The organism is Caloramator quimbayensis (assembly GCF_900167605.1).
GTDB lineage: Bacteria > Bacillota > Clostridia > Clostridiales > Caloramatoraceae > Caloramator_B > Caloramator_B quimbayensis.
Genome location: NZ_FUYH01000001.1, coordinates 101,294 through 120,111, shown reverse-complemented (window position 1 = coordinate 120,111; position 18,818 = coordinate 101,294). Strand labels below are relative to the sequence as shown.

Sequence of the window (18,818 nt, the reverse complement as noted above, 5' to 3'; positions counted from 1 at the left end):
ATGAAATTTATAACCGAAATAGATTTACGGGATTTGTATAGGAAAGAACCTTTTACAACCTATGAATTAGAACCGGGAGTAAGACTCACACCTGGAGCACGGCAGTTTCTCATGGATATGGGAATTAAAATGTCAGAAGAAAGTTCTTCAAAAAAAGTAGACATAAAAAAAGTTGCAGATGAAAATGTGCCATCTGAAAAAACATCAATTGAAAAAAATAAAAGTTTAAAAGACAAGAAACTATATAATAGGATGAAATCAATAGAAGCTTTGTTTCTTCTTACAGGGGAAGAACTTTTAAGAAGAGATGTTTTTTTATCACAAAGCGTTATAAATTTAGCCAGGTATTTTACAGAGATTAAAAAAGGTTTTAAAGACGGCAGAATATCAGTTGAAAATTTAAATTGTAGTGAATGTACAGGAATAAATAAAAATAATTTTTGTGATGACTTGGAGGATTGTTTTGAAATTACAGAATTTCACATGCAGCTTGAAAGAGGAAGAGAAATTATAATATTGCATAATTTACGTTGTGCTCTTAAAGAATTTCAAGTATTTCTTTTAGAATTATGCGAAGAAATTAATGGGAAAAATCAAATTTATGATGAAATTATAAAAAAAGTTAATCAGATTATCAATACCTTATCCCAATTAATTTGTTCTATTTTTGGAGGTACAAAATGTCAGAGAAAAAGTTAAGCTATGAATATTGTGAACAACTTGTAAGCGATTTTGAAAATGTAGTTAAACATCCAATTGTAGGCAAATCTTCTGTTTATTATACAGGAGTGGATTTAGGAACAGCTTGTGTAGTTTTAGCTGTGTTAGATGAAAATTATAAACCCGTTGCAGGTGCCTACAGGTATTCTGATGTAGTTAGAGATGGAATGGTTGTAGATTATATAGGAGCAATTAAAATCGTAAGAGAGATGAAACAACAAATAGAAGAAAAATTGGGGACGGAATTGATTTATGCTGCTGCTGCAATACCACCGGGGACAGATGCACTGGATGGAGGAGCAGTTAAAAATGTGGTTCAGGCTGCAGGGTTTGAATTAACTAATTTACTTGATGAGCCAACAGCTGCAAACAAGGTTCTTAAAATTAAAGACGGCGCTGTTGTGGATATAGGTGGTGGAACAACAGGAATTTCTATTTTAAAGGATGGAAAAGTAGTTCATGTTGTAGATGAGCCGACTGGGGGCACTCATTTTTCGCTGGTTGTTTCAGGAGCATATAATATGCCATTTAATGAAGCAGAGCTTTATAAACGCAATCCTGAAAATCATAAAGAGTTACTACCCGTATTAAAACCTGTAATAGAAAAAATTGCATCAATTATTAATTACAATATAAAAGGGTATGACGTGGAGCAAATATCCCTTGTAGGCGGGACGTGTTGTTTGACTGATATTGAAAAGATTATAGATAAGCAGACAGGTATTTTTACTCATAAGCCTAAAAATCCTATGTTTGTAACTCCATTAGGTATAGCCTTAAGTTGTACACAAGAAGCAATGGAATAGGAGATGTTTAGTATGGAGTTTAGGATTATAAAATCTCCTTCAAAAGGGACTATAGATATGCTTTTAAGACGTATGGGAAATGGAGTAAATAAAGATTTACTCTGCACTGATGCAGTGGGGCTTGTTCAGGGAAGATTGATTGAGATGATTTGTGCGGCAGATATTGCAGAAAAGGCAGTTGGTGTAACAGTTGAAGACATAAAAGGTAGCTGCCCTCAAAATATGATAATGATTGCAATTTTTGGAGATACGGCATCCGTTGAATCAGCTATTAATGAAATTAAACGTAGCATAGAAAAGGGGAATGATTTATGTTAACAGCAAAACTTATTGATAATATATGGGCAACAAGAAAATGCGAATCCCTTAATGGATTAAAGTTTATGCTGGCAGAAGTAATAGGTGGAATTGAAGCAGGCAGACGACTTATTGTTGTTGACACTATAAGTGCTGGAATTGGAGATAGGGTTATTGTTTGTACAGGTTCGTCAGCACGCCGAATGCTCGATGATGATAAGATCCCAGTTGATGCAGTAGTTGTTGGAATTATAGATGAAGATTGTAATTTTGAGTAAACTTTTGAGGTGATAATAATGAGTCTTCTTGATAAAGTGAGAGAAGCTGGTGTTATAGGTGCAGGCGGTGCAGGGTTTCCTACATATGTAAAGCTTTCCTCAAAGGCAGAATATATACTTCTTAATGCTGCTGAATGTGAACCTTTGCTTAGAGTAGACCAACAGTTAATGCTAATGTTTCCTAATGAAATAATTAGAGGATTTAAAGAAGCAGGTAATTTGGTTGGTGCTAAAAAGGGGATTATAGGAATTAAAGGAAAACATAAAGAAGTAATTGCAAAATTGAATGAAAGAATTGAAGCTCTGTGCTTAAGTGATTTTATAGAAGTTAAAGAACTCTTAGATATTTATCCAGCTGGTGATGAACAAGTTTTAGTTTATGAATTGACTGGCAGAGTTGTTCCAGAAGCTGGTATTCCAATCAATGTGGGATGTGTAGTAGTTAATGTAGAAACAGCATTAAATATTTATTATGCCAGTATAGATAAGCCTGTTACAGAAAAATATATTACTATTGCTGGAGATGTTCCAGAACGTCTGACTGTAAAAGTACCTATTGGGACACCGATTATAGATGTTTTAAAACTTAGCGGTATAGATAATTTTGATGATTATAGCGTTATTGATGGCGGACCGATGATGGGAGCAGTTTTAAATAATATAGATGGATATATTACTAAGAAAAATAAGGGCTTTGTAATTTTAAAAAAGAATCATCCTCTGATACGCAGAAAATCTACCAACATAGAACAGGCAAAAAGAGTAAACAAAGCTTCATGTGAACAGTGCCGTATGTGTACAGATATGTGTCCGCGTTATCTTTTAGGACATAATGTTCAGCCGCATAAAATGATGAGAGCTTTGAATTATTCATTAACAGATATTGAGGATGTAAAGATTGCACAGCTTTGTTGTCAGTGCAATTTATGTGAATTATTCTCATGTCCTGCAGGACTTTACCCTAAATCAGCTAACCTTTATTTTAAGGATAAGCTGCTACAGGAGAATATAAAATATAAACCAGTAAATAATGAATTTTCCCCGCGTAAAAGTCGTGAATACCGTCTGACTCCAAGTAAGCGCCTTATCGCAAGATTAGGTTTGCATAGTTTTGATAAGATGGCTCCAGTAAAAGAAGTTGATTTAATGCCCGAACTTGTTCACATTGCTACAAGGCAGCATGTAGGAGCAGCTGCAATTCCAATTGTATCAATTGGAGAACATGTCAGCATTGGACAGAAAATTGGTAATATCCCTGATGGAAGTTTAGGAGCTTCGATTCATGCAAGCATTTCAGGAACGGTTGAAGAAGTAGGAAAAGATTTTATCGTGATAAGGAGGGACTGATGTGTCGAATGCAATAGGAATGGTTGAGTTTACAAGTATAGCTCGTGGTATATATGCAGTGGATCAGATGGTAAAAACTTCAGAAGTTGAAATAGTAACAGCTTCCTCAGTTTGTCCTGGAAAATACATCGCTATTGTTCAGGGTGACGTTGCAGCAGTTCAGGATTCAGTAAGTGTTGGAGAAAGACTGGCAGAGGAGTTTTTGGTAGATTCAATAATTATACCGAATGTTACTCCTGACATTTTCAGAGCAATTACAGGAACAACAATGCCTGATAAAATTAAAGCGCTTGGAATTATGGAATCCTTTTCACTATCGACAATGATAATTGCTGCAGATGCTATTCTTAAGGCAGCAGATTTACAGCCTTTGGAATTACGTTTAGGAAGTGGTCTTGGAGGTAAGTCTTTCTTTACATTTACAGGTGATGTGGCTGCAGTTAAAGCTGGTATTGAAGCAGGGAAGACTATTGCACAGGAAAAAGGCTTATTAGTGAATTTAGAGGTTATTCCTTCCCCATCAAATGTATTAGTAGCTTCTTTGCTTTAATACATACAAATAATTTAATATTATGCTGCTAAATGAAAGGATGTGAAATAATGAAAAAATTAATTTGTGTAAAGGATGTTGAAAATGCACAAAAAGAAGGTAGAAAAGTTATATATATTGACAATAATACTATTGTTACACCTTCAGCGAAAGATGCAGCAAGAAACATCGGAATAGAGTTTTCGACTGAACAACCGATATCTGTATGCAAAGAAAATATCTGTGAAATCAAACCTTCTGAAGCAAAGGTATGTGATGATGAAATTGACAGTGAAATGATTTACAAAGTATTAAGAGCTCTTATGGATAAAGGACTTTTAAACGGAGTGATGGATATACTTTCTAATAAGCCTTATGTTTCAGAAGTAGATTCGACTGGGTTGAAAGTAGTAAGAGGCAGTTCTGTTAGATATGAAGCACTTGATACAGGTAATTCTAACAATAAGGTGTTCTATCAGGAAATAATAAATTCTAAAGATGGATCTTCGATGAACGCAGGATTTATTACAATTGAGGACTGCAATTTCGATTGGGAAACTGCTTGCCAGGAAATTTACTATGTTGTTGAAGGTACATTAACGGTAAAAGCAGGCGAAAAAGTTTATACTGCTAATCCTGGAGATTCAGTATTCTTTCCAAAAGGGGTTAAAATAACCTTTGGTTCACCTAACAAGATGAAGGCATTCTATGTAACATATTAGAATGCTTAAGTAAGCTGAGGTGGTTAAAGAATGCAGGCTCTTGGGTTAATTGAGACAATAGGACTTATTGCAGCAATTGAAAGTGCAGATGCCATGCTTAAAGCAGCTGATGTAACTCTTTTAGAAAAAGTATATGTAGGCGGCGGGCTTGTATCTATTACGGTAGCTGGTGATGTGGGAGCTGTTAAGGCGGCGGTTGATGCTGGTGCAGCAGCAGTCAATATGATAAGCAGTACATTCTTGATTTCACAACATGTAATTCCACGACCGCATGAAGAATTAATTGGTACAATTATATCAGAAGTAAATTTAAAGGATAAAGATATTATAGAGCTTCCTTTGAATAAAGCTGATGAGGAAATGTTACCAAAAGTTATTGAAAGAGATACTGCTAATTCTACTGAAACAATAAATGATGTAGTAGTTGAAAAAAAAATAGTTGAGGATTTACAATCAAAAGAATTAGATGCTAAGGAATTAATAGAAGATAAAAATGATAGCTCATTAGACATAGATTTAAGTAAACTAAAAAATAAGAAAGCTATTGATAAGATGGTACTTGAATGTGGATTAGAACAAACAATTCAGGTTCTTAATAAGTTTAAAGTTGTAGAACTCAGAAACCTATCTCGCAAATATAAAAACTTTGGAATAAAAGGAAGATTAATTTCTAAGGCAGACAAGAATTTACTCCTAAAAGAATTTAGAGAATATTACGAGCATAATCAGTAAAATTATAATAATTATTAAAAATATAAAATAAAAAAGAATGGGGGTATTTCAAGTGCAAAACATTGATACAGATTTGCGTTCAATACAGGAAGCAAGGGACCTGGCACGATTAGGTAAAATTGCTGCAGATCAAATTGCAAACTATACAGAAGAACAAATAAATAAAATTCTATGCAATATGGTTAAAGTAGCGAAAGAACATTCAGTTTGCCTTGCTAAAATGGCTGTAGAAGAAACTGGATTTGGAAATGTAAAGGACAAGACTTACAAAAATCATATGGCTTCTACTATGTTATATGAAGCGATTAAGGACATGAAAACTATAGGAGTAATCAGGGAAGATGTGAATAAAAAGGTAATTGATATTGCAGAACCTATGGGACTTCTTTTAGGTATTGTTCCTTCAACAAATCCAACCTCAACTGTTATTTTTAAATCTATAATATCGATTAAATCTCGAAATGCAATAATATTTTCACCACATCCTTCTGCATTAAAGTGCACAATGAAAGCAGCAAAACTGATGCATGATGCAGCAGTTGAAGCAGGGGCTCCTGAAAATATAATAAGTTGTATTGAAATACCATCTATTGAGGCTACAAATGAATTAATGAAATCAAAAGAGGTTTCAATGATTATTGCAACTGGTGGCCCTGGAATGGTAAAGGCTGCATATAGTTCGGGAAAACCTGCTTTAGGTGTTGGTGCAGGCAATTCACCTGCTTATATTGAAAAAACAGCTGATGTTGAGAAGGCTGTAAAAAATATAATGAGCAGTAAGACATTTGACAATGGTACTGTATGTGCTTCTGAACAATCTGTAATTGTTGAAGAATGTAACCGTGATAGAGTAATATCTGAATTTAAAAAGCAGGGCGGTTATTTTATGACGCCAGAAGAAACTTCAAAAGTATGCAAGTTGTTATTTAAAAATGGACACGCAATGAATGCAAAATTTGTAGGAAGGACACCGCAGGTAATAGCAGAAGCAGCAGGTTTTTCAATCCCAGAAGGTACAAAGGTTTTAATTGGAGAACAGCAAGGTGTTGGTGATGACTATCCTCTATCATATGAAAAATTAACAACAGTACTTGCATTCTATACAGTTAAGGATTGGAAAGAGGCGTGTGAACTTAGCATTAAACTTCTTCAAAACGGTATTGGACATACAATGAGTATACATACAGAGGATAAAGATATGGTTATGAAATTTGCTACAAAACCAGCAGCTCGTATTCTTGTTAACACAGGCGGAAGCCAAGGAGGTACTGGTGCAAGCACAGGATTACTGCCTTCACTTACATTAGGCTGTGGAACATGGGGAGGAAGTTCTGTTTCGGAAAATGTTGGTCCCATGCATTTAATTAATATAAAGAGAGTAGCATATGGAATTAAAGATTGCAGTACCTTAGCTGCAAATGATTCAACTTTTAATTATCCTGAGCTTTGCGGTAATAATGAAGTTAAAAATAATATGGGATACCTTTCTACAAGTCCAGCATCATTTGTGTCACAGAACTGTCCTGCTTCATATGCTTCACAGAAACAAAGTTGCTGTTCAACAACCTCTTCAGATGATAATGAAAAGCTTTTAAAACTCATTGGTGAGCTTGTAAATGCAATGAAAGGGGTCAATTAAAATGGACAACAAGTATGAAGCTGTAATAAAACTTTTATTGGAAACTGTTCAAAGCAATTTAGCAGTTGAAGAGAAAAAAAAAGATATGTATGAAATTCCAGTTGGGGTTTCCAATCGACATGTACATCTTTCTCAAGCAGATTTGAATTACCTATTTGGGGAAGGGTATGAATTGAAAAAGATAAAAGATTTATCACAGCCTGGGCAATATGCTTGCGAGGAAACAGTAATAATTTGTGGTCCTAAAGGTGCTATTGAAAAGGTTAGAATCCTTGGACCAGTACGCAGCAAGACACAAATAGAAGTACTTGCAGGAGATTGCTTTAAACTTGGCGTATTTGCACAACCGAGGATGTCAGGGGATTTGAATGAAACACCTGGGATTACAATAGTTGGACCTAAGGGTTCTATTCAGACACCAGATGGTCTGATTATTGCGCAAAGACATATTCATATGACTCATGAAGATGCAAAACGATTTGGCGTTCATGATGGGCAAATTGTTAGTATTAAGGTTGAAGGACCAAGAGGTGGTATTTATAACAATGTTGTTGTAAGAGCAAATGATTCTTCAGCGTTAGAATTTCATGTTGATACTGAAGAAGCAAATGCTATGAGTCTTAATAATTTATCTAAAATTACAATAATAAAATAAAGAATAGGAGGAATAAAAAATGAAATATGATGCATTAGGAATGATAGAAACAAAAGGGTTAGTAGGAGCAATTGAAGCAGCTGATGCTATGGTAAAAGCAGCAAATGTATATCTTGTAGGTAAAGAACATGTTGGAGGAGGACTTGTAACAGTAATGGCAAGAGGAGATGTGGGAGCTGTAAAGGCAGCAACTGATGCAGGTGCTGCAGCTGCACAAAGAGTTGGGGAATTAATTTCAGTTCATGTAATTCCACGTCCTCATGTTGAAGTTGAAACTATTCTTCCCAAAAAAGCAGAAGAAAATAATAGTTTATAATAAAAATAAAATTAATGTATAGGAGGAATAAAAAATGAAATATGATGCATTAGGAATGATAGAAACAAAAGGGTTAGTAGGAGCAATTGAAGCAGCTGATGCTATGGTAAAAGCAGCAAATGTATATCTTGTAGGTAAAGAACATGTTGGAGGAGGACTTGTAACAGTAATGGCAAGAGGAGATGTGGGAGCTGTAAAGGCAGCAACTGATGCAGGTGCTGCAGCTGCACAAAGAGTTGGGGAATTAATTTCAGTTCATGTAATTCCACGTCCTCATGTTGAAGTTGAAACTATTCTTCCAAAAAAAGTAGAATAAAAGTAATTTATACAATAATATTAATAGGGGATAGAATATCTATCCCCTATTAATATTAAAACCATGCGTGCATTGACAAAATGGCATAATATAGTTTTTATATTAAATCAGTTAATAACATCTTTGTATCGATTTTCGAATATGTTTTCTATATGCCTGAGGAGTCATTTTCATTTGTTTACAAAATACTCTGTTAAAATATGAAGGGTCAGAGAAGCCGCATTCTAATGAAATACGGTAAGCAGGATAATTGGTTGATTCAAGTAGCTTACATGCATATTGTATTCGTAGATTAATAATATATTCTGAAAATGAAACTCCCATTTCTTTTTTAAAAATATGACTAAAATATTTTGGATTAAAAAATGCATGAGATGCAACTGTTTGTAAAGTTATTTTTTCTCTAAAATGTTCTTTAATATATTCTATTGATTCACTGATGGAATTTGAGCAAGGTTCTTTCAAATCAATGTTGCTTACAAAAGGATTACTCTGCGTTAAAGTATTACGTTTTAATGTTATTTCGAGCATCTGCTTTAAAAGCTGCTTTAGATCATTGGGCTTTATTGGTTTTAATAGATATTCGAAAACCTTAAGGCTGATTGCTTTTTGTGCATAACAAAAATCTGATGAGGCAGATAATACTGATATACACGCATCAGGTAGGAATTTTCTTATATTTTCAATGGTTCTAATACCATCAAGTTCTGGTATCATTATATCCATTAATATTATATCTGGATGATACTGCTTTGATAATTTGATAGCCTCAACTCCACTTTCGCAGGTTAAAACTGAGTCCTCAGGAAGAACTTCTTTAGATATAATAGATTTAAGAAATTCCTGTTCAAGTATTTCATCTTCTACAATCAAAACTACGCTCATATTATCACCTCAGAATAGGTTGTGTGGAAATCGTAATAGTAACAGTACTTCCACTATAATCAGATTTTAAAATATTTAAACCATATTTTTCTCCATAATACTTCTTTATACGCTTGTCTGTACTCCAAAATCCTATACCCAATTTATTTTCAGATTGTTCTAACCTATTTAAAAATTCCTTTGGGAAACCATTACCATTATCAATGATGGAAATGATAATATCATTATTATGTTTTTCTGCATAAATACCTACTGTACCACCGTCTCGTTTTGGAGTAATACCGTGAATAATAGCGTTTTCAACAATAGGCTGGATAACCATGTTTGGAATTCTATAAGACTTAAGGTTTTCAGGAACATCAATAGTATATTCTAAACGATTTTTAAAACGTGCTTTTTGAATATATAAATATTTTTCTATATTATCAATTTCTGCACCTATGGTATGAAGCTGATTATCCTGCTTTAAATTGTAGCGTAATAAATCAGAAAGACAATAAATTAGCTCTTCTGTAGTATGGGAATTTTCAAAATAAGCAATGCGGGCAATACAATTTAATGTATTAAACAAAAAATGAGGATTGACAACAAGAGACATATTCTTTGCTTCTAAATCTATAATTTTTTTTTCAAGTATTTCCTTTTCTATAGATAATCTTTCTATATCTAAATTTTTATAACTTATGCTTTCTGACAAATCAATAGATATGTTTTTAGCAATTTGACCGCATAATTGTTCATGTATTCTAATTTTATTTGCTTCTACTGTTTTAAGCGAGGAAATACACTTAGCTATATATTCCAAGTCTATAGACTTTTTATCTTTTAAAGAATGAATGTCAATCATATATTTTTTATGTTCATTTTTTTTTAAATATACTTGCATGCCTGCTATATAACCAATTGTTTCATTTTGAACTATAATTGGGAAAATTATATTTTCAAGACCATATTGGCACACAAATTTACTTTCACAGTTTGGTTTTAAATGACTTTTATAGTCAAAACAAACTTTTTTTTTGTTTTCTTGACATATTTGTGTACAAAAATCGGGAGATGGAATTAATTCAAGTAAAATATCTCCATTTGTATCTATTAGAAATATAGGAATATCTGATAAAGATAAAATACCACTATAGCGAGAATATAAATTTGAAGTTATTAATTTTTTTAGCAAACTGTTAGCTGTATTCATGTTAAAAATACACCTCGAGGCTTATGATTTGTATTTAATGCTGAAACTGGTTATGTATATCAAGTTAAGTTATAAAATTTGCAAAAATATTCTATTAATATTTTAGCGTAAAAGGGCAAAAAAGTAAATGAATGTGTATAATTTCTACAAATTAGTTTAAAATATTATATAAAATGTTTGTAACTCAATAAAAAAGGTGCTAAATTAATAGCACCTTTTATAAATATATATTAATTCTTCTTTAGTAGGATTTTTGGGGTTTGTTGTAGTACATCGGTCTATTATTGCAGCTTCAGCCATATTTTCAAGAGCATTTTCAAATTCTTTTTGCTCGATGTTAAGAGCTCTAATATTTTCTTCAATCCCAAGGGATTTCATAAGCCTATTTATAGCTTGAATAAAGCTTGCAGTACCTTCACGGATTGTCCAAGCAGGAAGTTGAAGAATTTTTGCTAAATTAGCATATTTTTGTGCAGCATAATTATTTAAATTACCGGAAATATTTGCATTATATTCAATAATTGAACTTAATAAGAGTGCATTTGCTCTTCCGTGAGGAATATGAAAAGTTCCCCCTAAGGCATGGGAAAGGCTATGGTTAATTCCAAGACCGGCATTTGTAAATGCCATTCCTGCTATACAAGAAGCGTTTTGAACACGATCTCTTGCATCGGGATCAGCAGGATTTTTGTAGAGTTTTTCAAGATTTTCAAAGATTAATTTTATTGCTTTTTCTGCAAGAGCATCTGTAAAATCAGTTGCTTTTGTTGAAACATATGCCTCCACCGCGTGAACTAAAACGTCTATACCTGTATCAACTACAACACGCTGTGGTACATGCTGCAGGCATGTAGAATCAAGTATAGCTACATCAGGTGCAAGCGATTCGTCCACTATGCATACCTTTTTATTTTCGCATGTTATTACGGTAAAATCTGTAACTTCTGAACCTGTTCCGCTTGTAGAAGGAATTGCAATAAACAGGGGTTTATTTATTTTTTTATCTTCAAGTTCAGCCATTTTGTAAGCAAAATATAATATTCCTTTTGCAGAATCGATAGTTGAACCTCCTCCTAAGGCAACAATAACGTCAGCATTACTATCATTAAATGCCTTCATACCCTCTGCAATTACCTTTATATCAGGATCGGGACGAACGCCTGTAAAAACAGTGGAGCTTATTCCTGCTTTATTTAGGTGCTCTATTGCTTTTTGAAGGTAACCTAATTTTTCCATTATAGAGTCTGAAACAATAAATGCCTTCGAACCGGAAACTTCTTCTAAAAAATGAATAGATTGTTTATTAAGATAAACTTTTGATTTTAACTGGAATCTATCTATCATATTTTATCCTCCTATAATATTGAATAATTTAATGATATACAAATGTTTGTTATAAATATAACATAAAAATTAGATGGTTTATTGTATATTCAATATATGGTTTTAGTATTATTGTATTAATTTAAAGTGAAACATTGCACTATTACCTTATTTTTGTACAATATCTATTTGTTAATAAAATTAATCTTTTTCTTTTCATAACTTCAGTATTTTGAAATATTTTGATATGTTGATTTTCACTAATACTATTGTTATAATAACTTTGATAATCAAGTTTTTGTAAGATGAAAAAATGTTTGTTTATTAATTTATTATTTCTTTATTAAAAAATTAGATTTAATATGTGTGGGGTATTTTTATGACAATGGAAGAGTTAGTAGAAAGTAAGCTGAGGTTTGTTTTTAATGATGATAACATAAGATTTGATAAGTCCTGCTTTGCAGGGGGTCTTACTAACTATAACTATATAATGAATATTAAAGGTAATAAATATGTGATAAGGCAGCCTGGAGGCATGACAGAATTGATGATAGATAGAAAAGTTGAAAAAATTAACAATCAGATAGTCTCGGAGCTTGGGTTGAATTCAGAATGTATTTATTTTGATGAGAATAGTGGAATTAAGATCAGTTTATATATTGAAAATAGCAAAAATATTGCTCAGATTGGTCCAGGTTTTCTTACAAATCTTAAGAATGTTTCTGACTTGTTAAAAAAAACCCACTTCAGTAAAAAATGTTTTCCAAATATTTTTGATTGGGAAATTGAGCTTATTAAATATGAAAAGATTATTAAAAAGTTAAATGGGTGTTTTTTCTTTGACTATGATATATTAAAAAAACAACTGCTTGATTTTATTAAAAAAAATATAAAAAATTCAATTTGTGTACCATGCCATAATGATACAGTACCTGAAAATTTTCTTGTTGATGATAGTGGTAAGGCTTATCTTATAGATTGGGAGTATTCTGGAATGAATGACCCAAGCTGGGATGTAGCGGCATACATTCTTGAATCCAGATTAACACAAGAAGAAATACATCAATTTTTCATATATTATTATGGTAATTTTCCAATTAAAGATGAAATATTGAAAATAAAAGCGTGGATGATGGCACAAGATTTACTATGGACGGTATGGGCTATGATTAGACATTATAATGGTGACGATTTTCTTGATTATTGTAATTTTAGATATGAACGTTTTAAAAAGAATGTTAAGAATATCGCAATTTCAACAGATTATTCAATAGCTGATATGGTTAAATAAAATAAGTAACTTAGAGACTAATTTTACTGAAAACTATATATAGAAAGAACTATGTAGAGGAAGGCTTCAGTGCCTTCCTCTACATTTTTAGGTGTGCCCCGCATGGGCGATAGCTTGGCGGTGAAAGTCCGCTATGGGCTTGGTAGTTGGAACCATTAGCCAATGGCAAGGGTGTCCATCGTGAGGTGGAATCTGAAGGAAGCCGGAGGCAAAGTCCTGGCTCGATGCACAAGAACCACATATTAGGCTGACTTGAGGCGGATGGGTTTGCCTAACAAAACAAAGTCCAACACTGCAGTGGCCAAGCATTTTTGTAACACTTTAATCTAATATTTTGGATTTTCTATATCTCGCTTCAAATGGCGTAAGTTGAAATTGAATAAAAAACTATTGGACTCTTTCATGATTTGATATTGAAATTTTTAATAGACTGTAAGGCTTTAAAGGTATAGAATAATATTGAGTTTATATTAAGGGGGATTTATATGAGCAAACTTTATTTCAGATATGGAGCTATGAACTGCGGAAAATCTACAAACCTTCTTCAGGTTGCCCACAATTATGAGGAGAGAGGAATGAAGGTTATAATAATAAAGCCAAAGACTGATACTAAGGGAGGCAATAGAGTAGTATCGAGACTTGGGGTTACAAGGGAGGCTGACCTTTATCTTGATGCTTTCGAAAATGTATATGAAATAGTTGAAAAATGGATAGAGGAAAAGGGTAAGATTGACTGCATATTGGTTGATGAGGTGCAGTTTTTCAAAAAAAATCAGATTGATGAGCTTTTTTCAATAGCTGTTAAATTGGATATACCTGTTATATGCTATGGACTTAGAACTGATTTTCAGATGAATGGCTTTGAAGGGAGCGAAAGACTTTTACTTCTTGCTCACAGCATTGAGGAGCTTAAAACTATATGTACATGCGGTAAAAAAGCTCTTTTAAACGGAAGAATGATTAACGGCAAGTTTGTTTTTGAAGGGAAGCAGATTGCAATAGATAAGGAAGATAATGTAGAATATCAATCGTTATGTCCAAAATGCTATTTTAAATATAAAGAGGAGTATGAAAAAAGTAAAGACTCTAAAGAGGTGAAATAGATGAAGGCTGTTATAGACAGGTTCGAAGGGGACTTTGCTGTTGCAGTGACTTTAAGCTCAGAAACTTTTAATATCAAAATTGAAAATCTCCCAAAGGGTATAAAAGAGGGAGATGTAATAAATATTGCTGACGGTAAAATAACTTTTGACAGAGAGGAAACAGAAAAACTTAAAAAAGAAAGCGAAGAATATTTAAAGCTTTGGGAAGATTAAAAAAGAGTGGTGATAATATGGCTAAAAAGACTGATATAGGTGGTCAGGCAGTTATTGAAGGCGTTATGATGAGAGGAAAGGACAAAATTGCCGTTGCAGTTAGAAGACCCGATGGGGAGATAGAAGTTAATGTGGAGTATAGCATTCCTCTTTCAAAGAGGAATAAATTCTTTTCACTTCCTGTAATAAGAGGAGCAGTATCGCTGTTTGATTCTTTAGCTGTAGGGCTTAAAACATTGAGCTATTCTGCATCCTTTTATGAAGAGGAAGAAGAGAGCAGTTTTGATAGATTTTTAAAGAAAACTTTTGGTGATAGGGCAGATAATATTATAATGAGCATTACAATGCTTATATCCTTTGCGATTGCTATAGGCCTTTTTTTCATACTTCCAACCTATACTGCAAATATTATTAAAAAGGTTAACAATAATTCTATAGTTATAAATTTATTAGAAGGGATTATAAGGCTTATAATATTTTTTGCATACCTTTACTTAATAAGTAAAATGGAGGATATTCAAAGAGTATTTCAGTACCACGGGGCAGAGCATAAAAGCATTTTCTGCTATGAAAATGAGCTTGAACTTACCCCTGAAAACGCTGAGAAATTTTCAACTCTTCACCCAAGATGCGGAACTAACTTCCTTCTTATAGTTATGCTTGTTAGCATTTTTATATTCAGCTTTTTAGGATGGCCTAACCTTTTATACAGGATATTATCAAGGATTATATTTCTGCCTCTAATTGCAGGGTTGTCTTATGAAATTTTAAAATGGTTTGGTAAAACAGAAAATAAATATATTAATATCCTTATAAAACCTGGGCTTTTGCTTCAAAAACTTACAACAAGGGAACCGGACAGATTACAGCTTGAAGTTGCAATAATGGCTTTAAAAGCTGTACTTTATGAGGATGATGCAATTTTTGATAAGGAGAAGGATGATATTAGTGAAAATATATGAGGCAATAAATAAGGCTGTACAAATTCTTTCAAATTCTACTTCGCCTTTGCTCGATGCTCAGATTCTTTTAGAAAGTGTACTTGAAAAGGATAGAATATATATATACATGAATAGGGATAAAGATATTTCAGACAGTGAGGTTGAAAAATTTTTTAATTTAGTTGAAAGAAGAAAAAACGGTGAGCCTATAAGCTATATTTTAGGCTATAAGGAGTTTATGTCCCTTAAGTTTAAAGTTGAAAAAGGGGTTTTAATTCCAAGACCTGATACTGAAGTACTTGTAGAGGAAGTTTTAAAAAATATTAAAGATAAAAAAAATCCTATAATAGTTGATGTTGGGTGTGGAAGCGGGGCAATTTCTGTAAGTATTGCAAAATATAAAGAAGATGCTTTGATTTACGCCCTCGATATTATGGATGTTCCTTTAAAGGTAACCTTCGAAAATGCAAGGCTTTACGGAGTTGAAAAAAGAGTTCATGTTATAAAGTCCGATATGCTAAAGTCCCTTGATAAGACTTTATACGATAAGGTTGATGTTTTAGTTTCAAACCCTCCCTATATAAAATGGGATATAATACCAACTCTTATGAAGGATGTTAAAGATTATGAGCCCTATGAAGCCCTCTATGGGGGAGAGGACGGGCTTTATTTTTATAGAAATATTACAAGGGAGGCACTGCCCTTTATTAAAAGCGGCGGTTTTATAGCCTATGAGATAGGGCATGATCAGGGTTTTCAGGTCCAAAACATTCTTAAAGAAAATGAATTTTATAATATATGCTGCATTAAGGATTTAGCAGGGTTAGATAGAGTAGTTACAGGATGGAGGAGATAGTTTGCTGTTTAATCTTTTTTATGTTTTTGCAAAGATAGGAGCCTTTACATTAGGTGGAGGATATGCCATGGTGCCTCTTATACAATCAGAGGTTGTTGATAAAAGAAAGTGGATAGATAAAGAGGAATTTGTTGACATTTTAGCTGTTGCCCAGTCAACTCCTGGGGCATTGGCTATAAATATGGCAACTTTTATAGGTTATAGAAAAAAAGGAATATTAGGTTCGATTTTTGCAACCTTAGGCTGTGTTTGCCCTTCTTTTTTTTCAATATTAATTATAGCAATGTTTTTTACCAGATTCATGAACTATAAAATAGTAGAGAGGGCCTTTTGCGGCATACGCCCAGCAGTTGCAGCATTAATTGCCTTTTCAGTATTTAAAATTGCAAAGAGCAGCAGTATAAAGTCATTCTATTACATATTTACGGCAGCAGCTTTTATTCTTGTTGCCTTTGTTAAACTTGACCCCATACTAATAATTATAATTTCTGCTGTCTTAGGAATACTTATTTTAAAAATAAGGGGTGAAAAGGATGCTGATAATTAGGCTTTTTCTTATATTTGCAAAGATAGGTGCCTTTTCAATAGGAGGTGGCTATGCTATGCTTCCTTTTATTCAAAGGGAAATAATAGATAATAATCACTATTTAAACTTAAAAGAGTTTTCTGATATACTTGCAATATCACAGATGACTCCAGGACCTATTGCGATAAACTCTGCAACCTTTGTAGGGTATAAAATAGCAGGGGTTTTAGGAAGTGTTGCAGCTACTTTAGGTATTGTTCTTCCTTCATTCATAATGATAATAATAATAGCTTCTTTCTTTGTTAAATTTTATGATAAAAAGGAAGTTAAGGCTGCCTTTTCAGGAATAAGACCTGCAGTATTAGGGCTTTTAGCAGCCGCTGCTTATTCGGTTACTATAACTAATGTCATTGATTTAAAAAGCATATTCATTTTTATTTTATCCTTTGGCATACTATTTATAAAAAAGATGGATCCTATAATAGTTCTTATAATATCTGCAGTACTTGGAATAATTTTATATTAGCGCTTTAAAAACATTTCTTGTTTACTGATTTGATAATATGCTATAATATACAATTGTGAAACTAAGAAGTAAAGTGGGGAATAAAAATGTTTGATAAATTGGATTTCATAGAAGAAAAGTATGAGGAACTTTCAAAAAAAATAAGCGACCCTGAAGTTATTGCAGATGCGCAGCTTTTTCAAAGATATTGTAAAGAACACAACTCCCTTGAACAAATTGTTACAACATACAGAGAATATAAAGACGTTGTTAAAAGAATAGATGAAGATAAAGAGCTTTTAAACGATAAGGAAATGAAGGAACTTGTTGAAGAAGAACTTAAAGAGCTTGAAGAAGATAAAGTTAAACTTGAAGGTGAACTTAAAGTTCTGCTTTTACCTAAAGATCCTAACGATGAGAAAAACGTTTTCATTGAAATCAGAGGAGGTACTGGGGGAGAAGAAGCAGCTCTCTTTGCTGGAGACCTTTTCAGGATGTATACAAGATATGCAGAGAGACACAACTATAAAGTTGAGATGATGTCCTCAAATCCGACAGACCTTGGAGGATTTAAGGAAGTTATATTTATGGTAAAGGGAAAAGGTGCCTACAGCAGATTAAAGTATGAAAGCGGAGTTCACAGAGTTCAGAGGGTTCCTGAAACTGAAGCTGGAGGAAGAATTCATACATCAGCATCAACCGTAGCTGTACTTCCTGAGGCTGAGGACGTTGAAATCGATATAAATCAAAATGATTTAAGAATCGATGTTTACAGAGCATCAGGGCATGGCGGACAGTGCGTTAACACTACTGACTCTGCGGTTAGAATTACCCACATTCCAACAGGGCTTGTAGTTACTTGTCAGGATGAAAAGTCTCAGCTAAAGAACAAAGAAAAGGCTATGAAGGTCTTAAAAGCAAGACTTTATGAGATGGAGCTTGAAAAACAGAAATCTGAAATAGCACAGGAGAGAAAAAGTCAGGTAGGTTCTGGAGATAGAAGCGAAAGAATAAGAACTTACAACTTCCCTCAGGGAAGAGTTACAGATCATAGAATAGGTATGACTTTATACAGGCTTGAAGCATTTCTCGACGGGGATATGGATGAAATTATAGATGCGCTGATTACTGCTGATCAGGCTGAAAAATTAAAGGAATTAGGAGAATAAATTATAACCCATATTACTGAAAAGTTTAAATGCTTTCGGTGATATGGGTTCTTTATAAATAAAATTTATGGAGGGGGCTATGAAAAAATACAAAATAAAACCTTCAATATATCTTATCTTCCCAATAATAATTTCTACGGTTATAGTTTTTTATATAATTGTTATGTATAAAAAAAGCTTTCCATGGGTTAACATTGTAAATATAGGATTTGATGTTATAATACTTTTATACTATATTTTGAGATTTTGCTATAAAATAGAAAAAGATGAAGATAATATCTATATATATACCTTCTTAAAAACTTACAGAATACCTTTAAAGGAATATGAAGGAGCAATATATACATCTGTTTTAATAAAAATTAATACTAAAACTAAAAATTTTTATTTACTAAATGTCAAAAAAGACCGATATATAATAAAAGAAATATTAGGAGATAAAGGGCGAAGGTGA

24 protein-coding genes are annotated in these 18,818 nt (G+C 33.0%); 21 read left to right on the top strand and 3 right to left on the bottom strand.

Annotated features, from left to right (window positions below; translation table 11 throughout):
* The 12 genes from B5D15_RS00605 to eutM (B5D15_RS00550) are packed head-to-tail and all read left to right on the top strand — an operon-like array spanning nucleotide 1 to nucleotide 8,357.
* Nucleotides 1-699, top strand: a complete 699-nt coding sequence (locus tag B5D15_RS00605) for a hypothetical protein (RefSeq protein WP_078695159.1) — start codon at nucleotides 1-3, stop codon at nucleotides 697-699.
* Nucleotides 681-1,526 (top strand): ethanolamine utilization protein EutJ, encoded by an 846-nt coding sequence (gene eutJ / locus B5D15_RS00600; RefSeq protein ID WP_078695158.1) that lies wholly within the window; start codon nucleotides 681-683, stop codon nucleotides 1,524-1,526. The genes B5D15_RS00605 and eutJ overlap by 19 nt, the downstream gene beginning before the upstream one ends.
* Before the next feature lie 12 nt (nucleotides 1,527-1,538).
* A complete protein-coding gene (locus tag B5D15_RS00595) occupies nucleotides 1,539-1,844 on the top strand; it encodes a BMC domain-containing protein (protein WP_078695157.1) in 306 nt (101 codons plus the stop codon).
* Complete coding sequence (locus B5D15_RS00590) at nucleotides 1,838-2,101, top strand: EutN/CcmL family microcompartment protein (RefSeq protein WP_078695156.1); 264 nt, start codon at nucleotides 1,838-1,840, stop codon at nucleotides 2,099-2,101. The genes B5D15_RS00595 and B5D15_RS00590 overlap by 7 nt, the downstream gene beginning before the upstream one ends.
* Nucleotides 2,102-2,119: 18 nt before the next feature.
* Nucleotides 2,120-3,448: a 4Fe-4S dicluster domain-containing protein gene (locus tag B5D15_RS00585; RefSeq protein WP_078695155.1), complete on the top strand. Its 1,329-nt coding sequence runs from the start codon at nucleotides 2,120-2,122 to the stop codon at nucleotides 3,446-3,448.
* Between the two features lies 1 nt (nucleotide 3,449).
* Nucleotides 3,450-3,998: a BMC domain-containing protein gene (locus tag B5D15_RS00580; protein WP_078695154.1), complete on the top strand. Its 549-nt coding sequence runs from the start codon at nucleotides 3,450-3,452 to the stop codon at nucleotides 3,996-3,998.
* Between the two features lie 50 nt (nucleotides 3,999-4,048).
* The gene (locus B5D15_RS00575) at nucleotides 4,049-4,699 is read left to right on the top strand and encodes a cupin domain-containing protein (RefSeq protein ID WP_078695153.1); all 651 of its coding nucleotides are present in this window, start codon (nucleotides 4,049-4,051) and stop codon (nucleotides 4,697-4,699) included.
* A 30-nt stretch (nucleotides 4,700-4,729) separates the two neighbouring features.
* Complete coding sequence (locus B5D15_RS00570) at nucleotides 4,730-5,431, top strand: BMC domain-containing protein (RefSeq protein ID WP_078695152.1); 702 nt, start codon at nucleotides 4,730-4,732, stop codon at nucleotides 5,429-5,431.
* A 52-nt stretch (nucleotides 5,432-5,483) separates the two neighbouring features.
* Entirely contained in the window at nucleotides 5,484-7,070 is a 1,587-nt protein-coding gene (locus B5D15_RS00565) for an acetaldehyde dehydrogenase (acetylating) (protein ID WP_078695151.1), read from the top strand.
* A gap of 1 nt (nucleotide 7,071) precedes the next feature.
* Complete coding sequence (locus B5D15_RS00560; RefSeq protein ID WP_078695150.1) at nucleotides 7,072-7,725, top strand: phosphate propanoyltransferase; 654 nt, start codon at nucleotides 7,072-7,074, stop codon at nucleotides 7,723-7,725.
* Between the two features lie 19 nt (nucleotides 7,726-7,744).
* Entirely contained in the window at nucleotides 7,745-8,041 is a 297-nt protein-coding gene (eutM, locus tag B5D15_RS00555) for an ethanolamine utilization microcompartment protein EutM (protein ID WP_078695149.1), read from the top strand.
* Nucleotides 8,042-8,075: 34 nt separating this feature from the next.
* Complete coding sequence (eutM, locus tag B5D15_RS00550) at nucleotides 8,076-8,357, top strand: ethanolamine utilization microcompartment protein EutM (protein WP_078695148.1); 282 nt, start codon at nucleotides 8,076-8,078, stop codon at nucleotides 8,355-8,357.
* Nucleotides 8,358-8,468: 111 nt separating this feature from the next.
* Here eutM (B5D15_RS00550) and B5D15_RS00545 read toward each other — a convergent pair whose 3' ends face one another.
* The 3 genes from B5D15_RS00545 to B5D15_RS00535 form a co-directional block, all read right to left on the bottom strand.
* A complete protein-coding gene (locus tag B5D15_RS00545) occupies nucleotides 8,469-9,242 on the bottom strand; it encodes a response regulator transcription factor (RefSeq protein ID WP_078695147.1) in 774 nt (257 codons plus the stop codon).
* A 4-nt stretch (nucleotides 9,243-9,246) separates the two neighbouring features.
* Complete coding sequence (locus tag B5D15_RS00540; protein ID WP_078695146.1) at nucleotides 9,247-10,437, bottom strand: histidine kinase; 1,191 nt, start codon at nucleotides 10,435-10,437, stop codon at nucleotides 9,247-9,249.
* A 204-nt stretch (nucleotides 10,438-10,641) separates the two neighbouring features.
* Nucleotides 10,642-11,781 (bottom strand): 1-propanol dehydrogenase PduQ, encoded by a 1,140-nt coding sequence (locus B5D15_RS00535; protein ID WP_078695145.1) that lies wholly within the window; start codon nucleotides 11,779-11,781, stop codon nucleotides 10,642-10,644.
* A 358-nt stretch (nucleotides 11,782-12,139) separates the two neighbouring features.
* On the opposite strand from B5D15_RS00535, the gene B5D15_RS00530 reads away from it, so the two are divergent.
* From B5D15_RS00530 to B5D15_RS00490, 9 genes are all read left to right on the top strand, one after another.
* Nucleotides 12,140-13,051, top strand: a complete 912-nt coding sequence (locus tag B5D15_RS00530) for a choline kinase family protein (protein WP_078695144.1) — start codon at nucleotides 12,140-12,142, stop codon at nucleotides 13,049-13,051.
* Between the two features lie 485 nt (nucleotides 13,052-13,536).
* The gene (locus tag B5D15_RS00525; protein ID WP_078695143.1) at nucleotides 13,537-14,154 is read left to right on the top strand and encodes a thymidine kinase; all 618 of its coding nucleotides are present in this window, start codon (nucleotides 13,537-13,539) and stop codon (nucleotides 14,152-14,154) included.
* Entirely contained in the window at nucleotides 14,155-14,367 is a 213-nt protein-coding gene (locus B5D15_RS00520; RefSeq protein WP_078695142.1) for a DUF3006 domain-containing protein, read from the top strand.
* A gap of 17 nt (nucleotides 14,368-14,384) precedes the next feature.
* The gene (locus B5D15_RS00515; RefSeq protein WP_078695141.1) at nucleotides 14,385-15,329 is read left to right on the top strand and encodes a DUF1385 domain-containing protein; all 945 of its coding nucleotides are present in this window, start codon (nucleotides 14,385-14,387) and stop codon (nucleotides 15,327-15,329) included.
* Nucleotides 15,316-16,164, top strand: a complete 849-nt coding sequence (gene prmC, locus B5D15_RS00510) for a peptide chain release factor N(5)-glutamine methyltransferase (RefSeq protein ID WP_078695307.1) — start codon at nucleotides 15,316-15,318, stop codon at nucleotides 16,162-16,164. The genes B5D15_RS00515 and prmC overlap by 14 nt, the downstream gene beginning before the upstream one ends.
* A gap of 1 nt (nucleotide 16,165) precedes the next feature.
* Nucleotides 16,166-16,711 (top strand): chromate transporter, encoded by a 546-nt coding sequence (locus B5D15_RS00505; protein ID WP_078695140.1) that lies wholly within the window; start codon nucleotides 16,166-16,168, stop codon nucleotides 16,709-16,711.
* The gene (locus tag B5D15_RS00500) at nucleotides 16,698-17,216 is read left to right on the top strand and encodes a chromate transporter (RefSeq protein ID WP_078695139.1); all 519 of its coding nucleotides are present in this window, start codon (nucleotides 16,698-16,700) and stop codon (nucleotides 17,214-17,216) included. Before B5D15_RS00505 ends, B5D15_RS00500 begins: the two co-directional genes overlap by 14 nt.
* 86 nt (nucleotides 17,217-17,302) lie before the next feature.
* A complete protein-coding gene (gene prfA, locus B5D15_RS00495; RefSeq protein WP_078695138.1) occupies nucleotides 17,303-18,364 on the top strand; it encodes a peptide chain release factor 1 in 1,062 nt (353 codons plus the stop codon).
* Nucleotides 18,365-18,443: 79 nt separating this feature from the next.
* The gene (locus B5D15_RS00490; RefSeq protein ID WP_078695137.1) at nucleotides 18,444-18,818 is read left to right on the top strand and encodes a hypothetical protein; all 375 of its coding nucleotides are present in this window, start codon (nucleotides 18,444-18,446) and stop codon (nucleotides 18,816-18,818) included.